Genomic DNA, 13,598 nt, shown 5'->3' on the forward strand with positions numbered 1-13,598 from the left:
GTTCCTAGAATGTAACCATGGCGTTTCCGGCGGGAAAGTTCGCGCTACCCCATGTGCAGACGACCGCTCTCGACCGGGTCGCCCTGCGGGAATCCCTCGGGGACGACGCGTTCGCCGCCGCTCTGACACTGCTCGTCGCGCCCGCGGGCTACGGCAAGAGCACCCTGGCCGCCCAGCTGGCGCGACAGCTCCGGGGGCAGGCGATCTGGTTGACCCTCGACGAGGATGACAACGAACCTCGGCGATTGATCGCCGCTGTCGCCACGGCCCTGGGCCGTCGGGTGCCGTTCATCGGCCGGGCGGTGCCGGCCGTGCTCGACTCACACCCCAACACCGACGGCGTGCTGCTCGCCCTCAGCGCGATGCTCAACGCGGTGTCGCAGCACCCCGAGCAATTGCTGATCATCCTCGACGACGGTGAGAAGCTGCGGTCCTCCCCGGCGATCGAGCTGTTCCGCAACCTGGTGCTCAGGGTGCCGGACAACCTTCATCTGCTCCTCGCGTCCCGCGCGGTGCCGGACATTCCGCTGGCTCGGTGGCGCCTGCGAGGTCTGCTGGCCGAGCGTGGGCCGGAAGACCTCCGCTTCTCGCCCGGCGAGGTGGAGGAACTGGTCAACCGACGCCTGGGGCTCACGCTGTCGCCGGGGGCCGTCGAACGGCTGATGCAGCGGACCGAGGGCTGGCCCGCAGGGGTCAGAATGCTGGCCGGCGAGCGGACGGTGGCGGGATCGCCCCGCTCCGAAGCCGAGCTCTACGCCTTCTTCACACGGCAGGTCTTCGATGCCCAGCCGCCGGAGGTGCGGCGATTCCTCGCCGCGATCGCGGTCCTGTCGGAGATCTCCGTCCCGGCCTGCGTGGCGGTGACCGGCCGAACGGACGCAGCTGACCTCCTCGAGCACCTTGCCGACCGAGGTCTCTTCCTCCTCCAGCGCACCGGAGGGGAGGTCTACCGGTTCCACGCCCTGGTCGCGGAGTTCCTACGCCGCAAGGTGGAACGCTGGTCGGTCGATGCGCGCCAAAGGCTCCACCGGCGGGCCGCGGCGGCGGAGCGCGACACCGTGGCCGTCATCGGCCACCTGCTGCGTGGCGGCGACCAGGCGGCCGCCGTCGACCTGTTGGAGACCGAGGGTCTGAGCCTGCTCAGCGAGGGTCGGGCGGTCTCGCTCGGGGAACTGTTGGGCAAGCTTCCGGAAGACGTCCTGCACCGCCCCCAGCTGCTCCGGTTGCGGGGCGAGCTGGCGTTCCTGTCCGGCGACCTGGCCGCCGCGCGCGCCGCCTTCGCCGCGTCCGGCCTTTCGGGGCCGGTGCTCGCCCGGCAGGCGGAGTGCCTTTACCTGCAGGGCGACCGCGAGGCGAGCCGCGTCCTGCTGGATCGTGCGCTGCGGTCGACTCTGGAGCCCGACATGACGGTGCGGGTTGGGCTGATCAGGACACAACTCGCGCAACTCGCGGGTGACGCCGAGCAGGCTCGGCGGTCTCTGCGGGCCGTCCTGGAGGTCGTCGACGCTGGACACACGATGGTCGTCGCCGCCACGCACGTCCTGCCGACGTTCTGCCTCACGCCGGGTGTGCTGGGAGATTTGGACCGCTTCGTCGAGACCGCCCGACGGTGCCTCGCCGAGGGGTTACCCCGGCTCCAGGTCGACGCACTCGCGGTCTTCGTCGACGCGCTTCGTGGCCGGCACGACAAGGCCCGGGCGCAGGTGCTGCGGATAGACGCCGAATACGCGCGGTACGGGGGCGCGCCACCGCTGATCGGCCTCGCGTTGGCCTTCACCGAGGTGCTCCTCCTCAAGGGCGACGAGACCGCAGCGGAGATCGACCGCAAACTGTCGCAGATGACCAGCCGGGCCGAGATGTTGCCGCACCTGTGGTTCGCTCAGCCCGGTGCCTGGTTCCTGGTCGGGAGAGTGCGGTGGTCACTGGGTCACCTGGATCAGGCGCGCGAGGCACTGGCCCGCATACCGGCCCACCTGACCGACGCACCCGCCGACAACCCCGCCGTGGTCAACCGGTTGTCGTTGGCGGGGATGCTGGCCAGTACCGCCGGGGAGCACCGTGAGGCGGAACGACTGCTGCGGGCGGCGGTCGAGGCCGAGGACCGCCTGGAGATGGTAGACGTGTACGGCAGCGCACGCATCCGGCTCGCCGCACACTACGTTCGACGGCGGCGCCTGGCCGACGCCCTCCGAGTCGCCGAGCCGGCACTGCGACGGTGCCTGGCCGACGGATCGCCGGGACTGATCCTCTTCGAGAGAGCCGCGGCGGTGCCCGTCCTCCGGCTGGCGGCGGTACGCGGTCCGCACGCGGCTTTTGCCGCTGATCTGCTCACCAGGCTGACCGGAGCGGAACCCGCGCGGCCCCTGTCGGGCACCAACGAGGTGTTGACGACCCGGGAGATGGAGGTGCTGCGGCTCCTGTCGGCGGGGGCGACGAATCCCGAGATCGCTCATGAGCTGGGAGTGGGGGTCGAGACCGTCAAGACCCACGCGGCGCGACTGTTTCGCAAGCTGGGTGCGACGAGCCGTACCGAGGCGGCCCTGCGGGCTCGACGGTTCGGTGTACTGACCTCGGAGACCTGAACGGGTCGCGGGGACGCGCGAGGACGCCGCCACGGCATCGACGCTCTGGCGGGCCACGCCCGCGGTTCACTCGTCGTCGGCCTCGAAGTCGAGCATGATCGACCACGGGGAACGCAAGACCTTGCCCAGCACGATGGGTACGACCCGGTGTTGGCTTGCCACGAGCCGCTTGGCTGCCGCAAGCTCCTGGCCGACGAGACCGCCGCTGATCACCACTCCAACCCGCGGCGGCTCCTGCTCTGTCCACGGGAACGACAGCTCGGTCAGCGCGGCGGCGCGGTGGTAGGCGGGCTGCAGATCTGCTCCCAGCACGTCACCGATGACGTTCACTTCATGGCCCGCAACCTGGACCTGCTCGACGATCGACTGGGCGACAGCCCTGCAGTCGTCGATCGGGCCGCAGATGGTCAGTACGTCGGAGGCTGCGGCCAGGTTGACGCAGAGCTGCCAACCGTCGCGAACTCCGAGCAGCACGGGGAGCGTCATCCCGGTGGGCGCCTCACTCCGGTCGAGCCAGGCGCTCGGCTCCTCTTCGCCCTGCCCCCGGCCGATCAGCCGCACCCGTAGCGATCGGCCAGCGCTGGTCAGCGTCAGTCCCAGCGCGCCGCTCTCTTCGATCGGCCGAGGACGACGGGTGGTGGGCCGCTCGACCGCCGCGGGTGGTGTCGGGACGGTCGGCGCCGTTTCGGTGCGGACGTCGGCGCGCTGGCCAGTCGTCGCTGTCGGCACGGCTGCCGTGGCCACCTGAGGCGGGTCGAGCGGACGTGGAGCGGCGGCTGCGTCGATCGGGGAACGGGTGGCAGCTTCCACGGCCTCCGCACCATCACGCGCGGCATCCTGCGCCGGGGCTGCGGTGTCGCCCGGGGGAGAAGTCACCTCCCCCTGCTGGCTCTCCGCGTTCACCAGCACGGGACCGGGGTCGAGGGAACCGCGTGCGTGCGGAGCGGCGGTGAGGGAGAGTCGCCGCGCCCCGGGTAACGCGATCCAGGCCCGCGGGGCGGGCAGAGCCAACTGGCCACCACCGCGACCCCGCCGCAGAACACGCAAGCTCACGGCCAGCAGCAGGGTCATGACCACGAGCGCCGCGGCGGCCAGGAGCCAGGGGGCCGCGCCGCCCGTGCGGGACGGGGCGGTAGCCGCGGCAGGAGAGTGTGGTACGGCCGATGGGCTCGCTGCGGTGGGCTCCGGAAGCGGGCCCACGTGCACTCCCGGCCCCTTGGCATCCGCCGGCAGGAGAAGCCGCCAGCCGGGCCGCAACTCCAGCGGATCGGTGAGCCGGCCGCCGTCGGGCTGCGGCCGGTCCCGGTTGAGCGCAAAAATCTCGCCGTACCGGTTGCCGTCGCCCAGGGTCCGGACGGCGATCTGGTACAGATACTCGCGCTGTACGCCAGCTGCATCTCCGACGACGTAGTACTTCGGGTTGCCCCCAGGCGTCGACGGTGCGGTAGGCGCGGCCGAAGGCGGGCGGGCCGCGCCGGCGGTCGCCTGGAGAGCCGTCACGGGGGTGACCGCCGTCAGGGCGGCCACCCCCAGGCAGATCATCGTTCTCAGCAGCGCGTTCCGCGTGCTGCACGCGAGACGGCCGACACAGCCAGCGGTCGGGGCGTCCACCTAGTTGCGGCTCCACTTCTGGTCGTCGGAGCCGGCGCACCAGGCAAGTCGAAGCCTCGACCCGCTTCCGCTACCCCTGGCCTCGACACACTTGTCTGCGCGCGGGTTGACCAGGTCGTGGGAGCCGTTCAGATCGAACCGCTGGGAGGCGCTGCCGTTGCAGGTGCTCAGCACGATGTCCGCACCGCTCGTCGTGGAGCCGCCGGCAACCGTCATGCACCTGCCGAACGCGCGCACGGTGCCGTCGGAACCGAGGGTCCAGCGTTGGTTGCTACCGGTGTTGCAGGTCCAGATCTGCAGTACCGGGTTGTTGTTGTAGGAGCCGTCGGTGACGTCGATGCAGCGGTCGCTCTCGTGGCCGCGAATCCGTACCACGGGTCCGCTGACGCCCGCCGGCGGTGGTGGCGGGGGCGCTGGCGCTGACGTCGGCGCCGACGTTGGCGCTGACGTCGACGGGTCCGCGCCACGAGTCGGGCCGCCCGGCACGCTCACGTCCGACTCGGTGTTGCTTCCGGGGCTACCGGTCGCACTCGGGCCGGGCCTTCCCGGGCTCACCGGCGTGCCAGGGCTTGCGGTGGCTCCCGGCTTGCCGCCGAACGCCGGCTCCTGAGCGTAGAAGGCCGTGTACGCGGCGACCGCGTCGACGAACGAGCGCAGTGCTGGCGTCTGCGGGGCACCACCGGCCTGCTGTACCGGGTCCACTCCCCACCGGAACGCCGCCAGGGCCGCCTGGTAGGGCTCCTTGCTCAACTTGCCCATCTCCTTGGTCAGGCCGCACATGGCCTGTCCGAGAGCGGGAATGGCGATGCTGGGGTCCCACACCGACGCCGCGCCCACGTTCGGGCCGAAGCGGCTCCACAACTGCGGACGGAACTGCGCGATGCCCTGGGCGCCGTCCGCGCCGAGCAGGTTGGGGTTGAACGCCGAGCTCGCCATCAGCTGTGCGGCCACCCGTGGCGGCGTCACCTCGGGACAGATCCGGCCCGCGGCCTGCACCGAGGCCAGGTACGCGGCCGGCACCGGCCGGGGTTCGCCTCCGGTGACCGGTGCGGTCGCGCCGGGTGCCGGGGTGCCGCCGCCCTGCGCACGCTTGTCGTACCAGGCCACGTATCGGCTGACCCGGTCGACATAGCCACGCGCGTTGTCGGGTACGGCACGGGCGAGGGCGGCGGCACTGGTCGCGCTCGAATGGTGCGCCCCGAGCGCCAACTGCCAGAGGTTGCCGTGCCCACCGGCACTGCGGACCTGGCCGACGAGGTCGCACATGCGGTGCGCGAGCGCGAGAATGTTCGCCGCGGGATCGAGCCGCTGCGCCTGCGGTGACGGCTTCCACTTCTGCCAGAGGTCGTCGCTGAGACCCCCGAGGCCGCTACCGCCGGAACTGGTCCGCGCGCTGGGATCGAAGTGGGACTCGGCCATGAGCTGCCCGGACAGCCGCGCCGGCGTCAGCGCTGGGCAGGACAGCGACGCCGCCGCGATCAGGGGCTCGTACTCACCAGGGACGGGCCGTCCAGGCAGTGCCGAGTCCTCGGCGGTGGCTGCGCCGAAGCCGGCGAATGCGGCGACCCCGAGGAGAGCGGTGGCCGTCAGCGCGGCGCCGGCAATCACCACACGACGCGCCGACGCGCCCCACAGCCGCACGGGTGCGCGTGTGGGCGCCTGCTTCTCGGCTCGGTGCGAGGCCCGGGTGGCACCGTCGCGGCGACGGCGCGCCGGGCTGGAACCTGCTTTCAGTGACACAGCTCGCGCTCCCTCGTGTGGTGGTCGTCCCCACGACGGCTGTGACGTTGCGGTGGTTCAATCGCCCGCCCGAAAAGCGCGGTCGGCATCCGCGGGAGGAGGGTCGGCGTTCGTGCGACGACGCACGAGCCGCTCCCGAGGACGTTCGGTCAGAATCCTCGCCGACTGTTGAACCTCGTCGTCGCGCGCCGCGTAGTGCAGGCGTCGTCGCGGGCGCGGTGGCGTAGGGGGAGGGCTCTGGTGACGGTGAAACGGGCGTGTTCCGGTGCGCCGGCGCTACTGGCGCTGGTGGCCGTGCTGGCAATGCTGCTCGTGGGGCTGCCGGGCGTGGGGTATGCCGCGCCTGAGGGCGACGGTCAGTTCGTCAAGTACTACACGGTGCCCGCGGCGTCGCAGGGCAAGCCCGAGACGTTGACCGACGTCGCCGAACGGTTCCTCGACGACGTCAGCCGCGCCGACGACATCCTCAATCTCAACCTCGGCCGCAGGCAGCCCGATGGCGCAGCCTTGACCGGGAATGGGCAGCTGCGCCCCGGCTGGCAGCTCGTGCTGCCGTGGGACGCCTTCGGCGAAGGCATCCAGTACGGCCTGCTGCCTACGCCGTCCGCCCCGCCGCCGAACGGCACACCCTCACCCGGGCCGACCCGCGGTGGTGCCCACCCGGATCCGGGGAAGACGACCCGGCCCACGCCGGCACCGAGCAGGCCGCCGCGGCCTCAGCGTTCGATGTGCGCTCCGTCGGTGCAGGCGGGGGAGGAGTCGGTCTGGGCGTACCAGCGGGTGGCTCCCCAACAGGCATGGGAGCGCGCGCAGGGAGAGGGGGTTCTGGTCGCGGTGGTCGACTCCGGAGTGGACGGCCAGCTTCCGGAACTTTCCGAGCGCGTGGCTGTCGGCGCCGACATCACGGCGGGTAACGGCCGGGGTGACGTGGATTGCGTCGGCTCCGGCACGGCGATGGCAGGGATCATCGCGGGTCGACAGAGCGGGAGCGCCGGCTCGCTGTCCGCCCGGGTCGTGGGGATCGCCCCGGAAGCGAGCATCCTGCCGGTCCGGGTCATCAAGACGAAGCCGCCGGCACGTCCGGTCGACGTCGCGACCGGCATCGAGGTTGCCGTCTCGGCGGGCGCGAAGGTGATCGCGTTGGGCGGCTACGTCGACGTCGAGGACCAGAGCGTGCGGGATGCGGTGACCAAGGCTCTCTCGCACGACGTCGTGGTGGTGGCACCGGCGCTGACCGGCGACGGCGCCAGCGCCACGCCGGGCACGGCCTCCAGGTCGTCCGCGCCGGACGGCGTGGTGCGGGTCGCTGGCGTGGGGCCCGACGGGCAGTTCGCGGCGAGCTATCTCTCCGGCGGAGTGGATGTCGTCGGGCCGGGCGTAGACGTCGCCAGCTACGGCGGAGCCGGCGGTGGCCTACGCGCCGGTAGCGGAACGGCGTACGCGGTGGCCTTTGTGGCGGGCACCGCGGCGCTCGTCCGGTCCGCGTTCCCGAATCTCGACGCCGCGCAGGTCGCCGAGCGTCTCCGTGCCACGGCGAATCCGCTGGTGGATCGGGTGCCGCATCCGATGAGCGGGTGGGGAATGATCAGCCCGGTGGCGGCGGTGTCGACGGACATCTCCGCCGAGGCGAGGCCCGTCGGCGCGGATGACGACGGCGGGAGCGAGCCATGGCGCCGGTTCATGATCGGACTGGTGGTCGTGATCGGATTCGGCGCGGTGGGCCTGCTGGCCTGGCGCCTCCGCAAAGCGCCGTCGGCTGCCGGCCTGACGGCGGCCCCGGATCGCGGCTTGGTAGGCGACCTTTCGGCAACGCCATCAGTCGGGCGGGTGCTCATACCGCAGCCGACGGCGCCGCATCCTGAGCCCGCGGCCGGGCCCGAGGCCGACGCCGGGGACGGCCCGTCGTCCAGGTAGGTGTGCGAGTCGTGACGAACCACGTCCGGGTCGACCGCCGGCCGTCCGGGTCGGTCCGTCCTCGCGTCATCGGAGCCCCGCCGGGATCCGCGTCGTAGGGCCTGGCGCCGGTCGGCGAGCGGGCTGCGCCGGCCGCGGATCGACCCCTTGGAAGCGCGCAGGCTCGTCGCGGCACGCCTGCCACCACAGATCGGCGAGAGGCGAGAGACACCGGGCACGTTGATCCGGCTCCGCCCACCCGCCATCGAAGGTCCGAGATCGGTGGAGGTGCAGATGTCAGTCATGGTGGGGTCCCGGGCGGATCTGCCCGTCCTCCAGCCTCCGCTCACGTTCGCGGGCGTTGAGCTGCAGGTCTCGACCGGCATGGTCCGGCTGCGTCCCGAGTACACCGCCGCGGTACTCAGCGGTCAGCAGGCAGCCGTGCTGGCCGTCCTGATGGTCGCAGCTGGCAGACCACTCAACCGGGGCGAGATAATGCAGGCCATGCCACGGGGATGCCGTCCACCCGCCGCCGGACAGGTCGGAGTGGTGATCTCGCACATCCGCCACAAGATCGGCAGCGATCGCATCCTCACCGGCGCCGGCGGTTGGTGGCTGCACGATCCCACTGAGTCACCGTCCGCTGCCGCCCCCCATATCGTCTCGTACGCGGATGTGCACCTCGATGTCCGGCGACAGTACGTGTGGCTTGACGCGCAGCCCGGAGTGACCGGCTCACGTGCGGGGCATCGTCTCGGGCCGCAGGAATGTGCCGTGCTGAGGGCGCTGGTCGAAGCGGAGGGAGCACCGCGGAACGGGCAGCGGATCTTCTCCTCGATCCCACCGCCCCAGCGGCCGTCCGCTGCCGGTACGGTCGGCGTCATCGTCCATCAGTTGCGCTGCCGGATCGGTCGGGATCGGATCGTCACCGGCGGGCGGGGTTGGCGGCTGGTCGGCGGCAACGGATGGTCGCTGGCCGATGCCGGCCTGACCACCGCCTGACACGTTGCTGTCCCGAACGTCCGGCTCAATCCTTCGGAGAGCCGCAATGGCCCCTGCCCTGGCGGGCTAGGGCTGTCCTGGTTCGCTCGGGTCGTTGTCCCGCCCGGTCCGCTGGCGCGGGACCTGCGCGGTGGCACACTGCTCGGCTCGCATCGCCTGCAGCATCGCGGTTGTCACCGAGTGCAGATCCTCGCTCTCCTGCAGGCACGTGGCGCAGGAGCCGAGGTGTCGCTCGAATTCTTCCTCCGTTGGGCTGTCCAACAGGCCCAACAGATACATCGACACCCGGCCTTGCCGGGCTTGGTCACATGTCATCGATCTTTGTCCACCGCCAGCAGTCGTTCCGAGAGCGCTACTGCACAGTAGCCCTCGCAGTCGGGTCTGTGCGGCCCGTCGGGGCGGCCTGGCAAATGGTGCAGATGGGGTCGGTGGCCAGATCGCCCTGAGCGTCTGAGGGTTGCCGTGCCGCGCACAAAACATATCGCTCGTCTCATTTGTGGCATTGCTAGACGTCGGTCAGAAGTCGACACGGGCGTGACGGGCCGGCGAGCAAGCGACGAGGGCGCCCCTCCGCAGAGGCCGGTCCACGAGCCGGTGAACCGGCAGCACGGTCGGCCCGTCGTGTCTGGCGGCCGGGCGGGCCGTACTTCTCCTCCGAGGGGTCGGCCGAGCGCCGCTTCGCTTCCGCTCCGTTGTTTCCCCGCCGACGGGACGTGCACGGACCTGGGGCCGTGCCAAGCCCCTGACCGGCCTGCGGCGAGGGGCTTTGGCACGGGCGCTAGTCGGATTATGGCTGTGGCGGCAGTGCCGGACGGCTGGCGGAAGTCGTGCCGGGCACAGCCTCCGCGGTGATCCTTTCCATCGTCGCCGAGAGTTGGTCGCTTCCGTCATGGAGGTGCTGCGCCGCCGCCCGGAGGTGCGAGATCATCAGGTGGCCGTACGCGCGCAGGGCTTCTCTCATGGCCGCACCGTTGTCGACGTCGGCCCCGGCGATCGATCGGTGCTCGTGAACTGTCCGCTCGGCTTCGCGCCGAGCATCCTCCGCCGCTGCTTCCAAGTAGCCCTCGTACTGCTGGCGAGCGTATTCGGCGACCTGCCGGGCGTACTCGTGCGCCTGGCCGATGATGCTCTCGGCCTCGCGCTGGGCGGAGGACAAGAGATTCACCTCCCGTGCGCCAGGTATGTGGTCGAGGCGGGCACTGGGAATCACCCCGTGGCGATGCAGCTCGACATGATCATTGAGTCGCTGATTCTCCGCCCTCAGGTTGGCGAGTTGGGATGCCAGCACATCGAGTTCGTCGGCGACCTGAACGCGGAACGCTTCGGCCGAGCGGGCATCGTAGCCACGCCGGGTCAGCGGCGCCGGGCTGAAGGTCCAGCGCCGGACCCTGTCCGCGGTGAGCCGCGCCCTCGGCGCGACACCACCGGAGATGTCGCCGCCGTCGTAGTGGGCGAGGGGTTCAGCGCTCATGTGTCACCTTCGCGTGAGATCGTTGATCGCTCGACCCGACCTGCGTCCGCCAGTCGGCCCCGTACCACCCGGTGCTCAGGCCCTCGTGGTGGAGTTGACCCTCGTGGAAGCCGGCATCGCGAAGACTGTCGAGGGTTGCCCTCACCATCGAATCCCCGCCGCAGAGGTAGACGTGGCGATCCCGCCAGCCGCCGCTGGCCGCCGCCAGAGTGTCGACCAGGCCGCCCGGGCCGTTTCCGCCCGTCCGCGGCTCCATGAGATGCCGGACCGTCAGCCAGTGGTGCCGAGTTGCCGCCTCGGTCAGGTACGCCGAGTCGTAGAGGTCGCCGCGGGATCGGGCTGTCACGTACAGGCTGACCTGGCGCTGGCCGCCCTCGGCGGCGACCTGCTCGACCAGTGCCTTCAGCGGCGCCCAACCAGTGCCCCCCGCGACAAGGACGAGATCCCGATCGCCTGCCTGTGTCAGGGCGAGCCGTTCGCCGACGGGAGCGGCGAGGTGGAGCTGGTCGCCGACGGTGGTGCCGTAGACCAGCCGCGAGCTGACAAGTCCGCCTGGAGTGGCGCGGACGTGCAACTCGATGGTGCCGTCGGGCCTCGGCGCGTTGGCAGGCGAGTAGTAGCGCCAGGCGCGGCTCGCCGAGGGGGACAGACTGATCGACTGCCCAGGCGTGAAGGGCAAGAGGTAGGACGGCCGCAGGGTCAGCACCGCGACGTCGAACGTACGCCGCTCGTGGGCGACGACCTCGCCGACCCACCACGGCGGGCTGGTCCGCTCCGACTCTGCGGCCGCGTCAATCATGATCTGGGCGATCATGGCAAAGGCGCTGCTCCAGTCGTCGGCGAGTTCCCTGGTCCACTCGGGTCCGAGGAAGTGCTGAAACGTGGCGGCCAACGCTCTGCCCAGTAACGGGTACTGGTCCGCTCGCACCGCGAACTTGCGGTGATCGCGGCCAAGGCTCCTGAGATATTCGGTGATTCGCGGCAGCTGGTCGATGTTCGCGACAGTGTGTCCAAGCGCGGTGAAAAGCCGCTCCCGCTGCCCCGCCATGTTCGTCGGAAACATCTCTCGAATTTCCGGACTGGCCGCGAACAGGGTGGAGTAGAAATAGAGCGGCGCCTGATCCCCCTGCTCCACCAGTAGCGACCAACTGCGCCTCAGTCCGTCGATGTTCATGGTGTGGGCCAGCCGAGCATGGCGCGTTCTCCTGACATGACGTGCGGGGCATGCTCGTCGGCCGTCGCCGACCCGGGTCTTGGGCTCAACTGGTCGTTCTCCTTACCTGTGCCAGTGACCGCACAACGGCTGCCGAGGCCCGCGAGTTCAGGTCATCTGAACAGCTGTGAGGCTTCGCACAAACAGGAGTATGAGACTCCTGTTTTCGTCTAGCTTTCTGCTCATGCGCATCAACCGCTCCAGCGACATCGCACTTCGCATAGTCATGTTGGGTGCGAGCCGTGGCGGTCGAAGCACCATTGACGAGTTGGCCGTTGCGTTGGCCGTGCCCCGCACCCATCTGGCGAAGGTGGTGCAGCGGTTGCAGCACCTGGGCGTACTGGAAACCACCCGTGGTCGCGGTGGTGGGGTGCGGCTGATCAGTGGCACATCAACAGTCACGGTGGGCCAACTGTTGCGAGACCTGGAGGGGGAATCCGAAGTCGTTTCCTGCGACGAACCGGCCTGCCCACTGTTGGCGGGCTGCCGACTCCGCGCCGAGCTCCGTGTCGCGCAGGAGGCCTTCTACGCGAGCCTGGATCGCGTCAGCATCGATGACTTGATCGCCGCGCCCACGTCGGTGCTACTCGCGGCGCCCTCGATCCTCGCCTCCCACTAGCTGCCCTTCTTCACCTTTTCCGAACGATGATTCAACGGAGGCACCATGTTGTCCGTAGCTCACGCACCGGTCATCGCAGCAACCCTGCCAGTCGTCGGTGAGCATTTGGACGCAATAACGGGGACCTTCTACGACACCATGCTCGCCGACCACCCGGAACTTCTGAACGTTTTCAGCCGGAGCGCTCAAGCCACGGGTGCGCAGCGCAGTGCCCTCGCTGCCTCCATTGCCGCCTTCGCCACACATCTGATCGGCCAGGACGGCCCGGACGCTCCGCCGTTCGATCTGATCGTCGACCGCATCGCGCACCGGCACGCGGCGCTCGGTGTTCGTCCCGAGCAGTACACACTGGTCGGTCGTTACCTGATGGACGCGATCGGGTCGGTGTTGGGCGCAGCGGTCACCCCAGAGATCGCGGCAGCCTGGGACGAGGTCTACTGGCTGTTCGCCGTACGGCTGGTCGGCGCGGAGGCGCGGCTCTATGCGACCGCGGGAGTCACCGCTGGCCGGCCATGGCGCCCGTTCACAGTCGTGGCCCGGCGCGAGGAGGCCCACGACACCGTCTCGCTGGTCCTGGCGCCCGCCGACGGAATGGCGGCGCCCACCTTCCTGCCAGGACAGTATGTGTCGGTGCTGGTGCCTCTGCGCGATGGCGGACAGCAGATGCGCCAGTACTCCCTCTCGCAGGCTTCTTCCTCCGGCGCGCTTCGCATCACGGTTCGGCGCGTCCGCGGACGCGGCGGTGCTCCGGACGGCCTGGTCTCGTCTCACCTGCACGACCACGTCAGGGTCGGGGATCAGTTGACCCTCAGCGCGCCGTACGGCGACCTGACCCTCAGTGCCGGCACCCATCCACTGGTGTTGATCAGCGCCGGCGTCGGCATCACTCCGATGGCGGCGATCCTCGAGCACGTCGCGCGGACCCAGCCGCAGCGGGAGGTCACCGCGGCGCACGCGGAGAGCAGCCCTCTGCGGCATCCGCTGCAGGGCGACATCACCAGCAGTGGCGCGCGTTTGCGGACCTTCCGGCACCTGGTGTGGTACGAGCAGCCGCAGGGAGAAGGACCAGCCGGCGCGGAAGTTCGGGCCGGTCTGATCGAGCCCGAGGCGATTCCGCTTCCCTCCGACGCGGAGGCCTACCTCTGCGGTCCGCTGCCCTTCATGCGTATGGTCCGCTCCGAGTTGCGCCGACGTGGTCTGCCGAGTGAGCGCATCCGCTATGAGGTGTTCGGCTCCGATCAATGGACCGCCTCCCGTTCGCTGTCTGGCCACGCCTGACCGCACGATCGGTGAACCGGTGGTGCCGCTGTCCGGCACTGCCGGTCCACCGCCCCGGGAAGCATCCTGATGCCGTCGGGTCCGCTTCTGATCGCCAAGAGCCTGAATGTGAATTGGCGTTGAAATAGGATGCTGTCCTGGGGACGTTCTCGACAGCCGGGAGATTCAGGTGGCGATGATGAAGGCCCT

General features: G+C 70.2%; 10 protein-coding genes. 5 read left to right on the forward strand and 5 right to left on the reverse strand.

Features of this window, described 5'->3' with window-relative positions:
- The first annotated feature begins 17 nt into the window (after positions 1-17).
- The gene (locus ACGFIE_RS30505) at positions 18-2,582 is read left to right on the forward strand and encodes a LuxR C-terminal-related transcriptional regulator (protein ID WP_393301137.1); all 2,565 of its coding nucleotides are present in this window, start codon (positions 18-20) and stop codon (positions 2,580-2,582) included.
- 66 nt (positions 2,583-2,648) lie between these two features.
- On the opposite strand, the gene ACGFIE_RS30510 is transcribed toward ACGFIE_RS30505, so the two are convergent.
- Together ACGFIE_RS30510 and ACGFIE_RS30515 are read right to left on the reverse strand one after the other, a co-directional pair.
- Entirely contained in the window at positions 2,649-3,653 is a 1,005-nt protein-coding gene (locus ACGFIE_RS30510) for a hypothetical protein (protein WP_393301140.1), read from the reverse strand.
- A 540-nt stretch (positions 3,654-4,193) separates the two neighbouring features.
- A complete protein-coding gene (locus ACGFIE_RS30515) occupies positions 4,194-5,933 on the reverse strand; it encodes a ricin-type beta-trefoil lectin domain protein (protein ID WP_393301142.1) in 1,740 nt (579 codons plus the stop codon).
- Positions 5,934-6,101: 168 nt separating this feature from the next.
- Between ACGFIE_RS30515 and ACGFIE_RS30520 the strand changes: the two genes are divergently transcribed.
- Positions 6,102-7,847, forward strand: coding sequence for a S8 family serine peptidase (locus tag ACGFIE_RS30520; protein WP_393301145.1), 1,746 nt, complete (start codon positions 6,102-6,104; stop codon positions 7,845-7,847).
- Positions 7,848-8,120: 273 nt separating this feature from the next.
- Positions 8,121-8,828 (forward strand): hypothetical protein, encoded by a 708-nt coding sequence (locus ACGFIE_RS30525; RefSeq protein ID WP_393301147.1) that lies wholly within the window; start codon positions 8,121-8,123, stop codon positions 8,826-8,828.
- 66 nt (positions 8,829-8,894) lie between these two features.
- Here the strand turns inward: ACGFIE_RS30525 and ACGFIE_RS30530 are convergent, their stop codons facing one another.
- The 3 genes from ACGFIE_RS30530 to ACGFIE_RS30540 all read right to left on the reverse strand — a co-directional run bounded on the left by ACGFIE_RS30530 (position 8,895) and on the right by ACGFIE_RS30540 (position 11,473).
- Complete coding sequence (locus ACGFIE_RS30530) at positions 8,895-9,308, reverse strand: anti-sigma factor family protein (RefSeq protein ID WP_393301150.1); 414 nt, start codon at positions 9,306-9,308, stop codon at positions 8,895-8,897.
- Positions 9,309-9,615: 307 nt separating this feature from the next.
- On the reverse strand, positions 9,616-10,299 hold the full coding sequence (locus tag ACGFIE_RS30535) for a cell division protein DivIVA (protein ID WP_393301153.1): 684 nt from the start codon (positions 10,297-10,299) through the stop codon (positions 9,616-9,618).
- Positions 10,289-11,473 (reverse strand): globin domain-containing protein, encoded by a 1,185-nt coding sequence (locus ACGFIE_RS30540; RefSeq protein ID WP_393301156.1) that lies wholly within the window; start codon positions 11,471-11,473, stop codon positions 10,289-10,291. Before ACGFIE_RS30540 ends, ACGFIE_RS30535 begins: the two co-directional genes overlap by 11 nt.
- 223 nt (positions 11,474-11,696) lie before the next feature.
- On the opposite strand from ACGFIE_RS30540, the gene ACGFIE_RS30545 reads away from it, so the two are divergent.
- Positions 11,697-12,131, forward strand: a complete 435-nt coding sequence (locus ACGFIE_RS30545) for an RrF2 family transcriptional regulator (RefSeq protein WP_393301159.1) — start codon at positions 11,697-11,699, stop codon at positions 12,129-12,131.
- 45 nt (positions 12,132-12,176) lie between these two features.
- On the forward strand, positions 12,177-13,409 hold the full coding sequence (locus tag ACGFIE_RS30550) for an FAD-binding oxidoreductase (RefSeq protein WP_393301162.1): 1,233 nt from the start codon (positions 12,177-12,179) through the stop codon (positions 13,407-13,409).
- Positions 13,410-13,598 lie beyond the last annotated feature (189 nt).

Source organism: Micromonospora sp. NPDC049275 (assembly GCF_043197115.1).
Taxonomy (GTDB): Bacteria; Actinomycetota; Actinomycetes; order Mycobacteriales; family Micromonosporaceae; genus Micromonospora.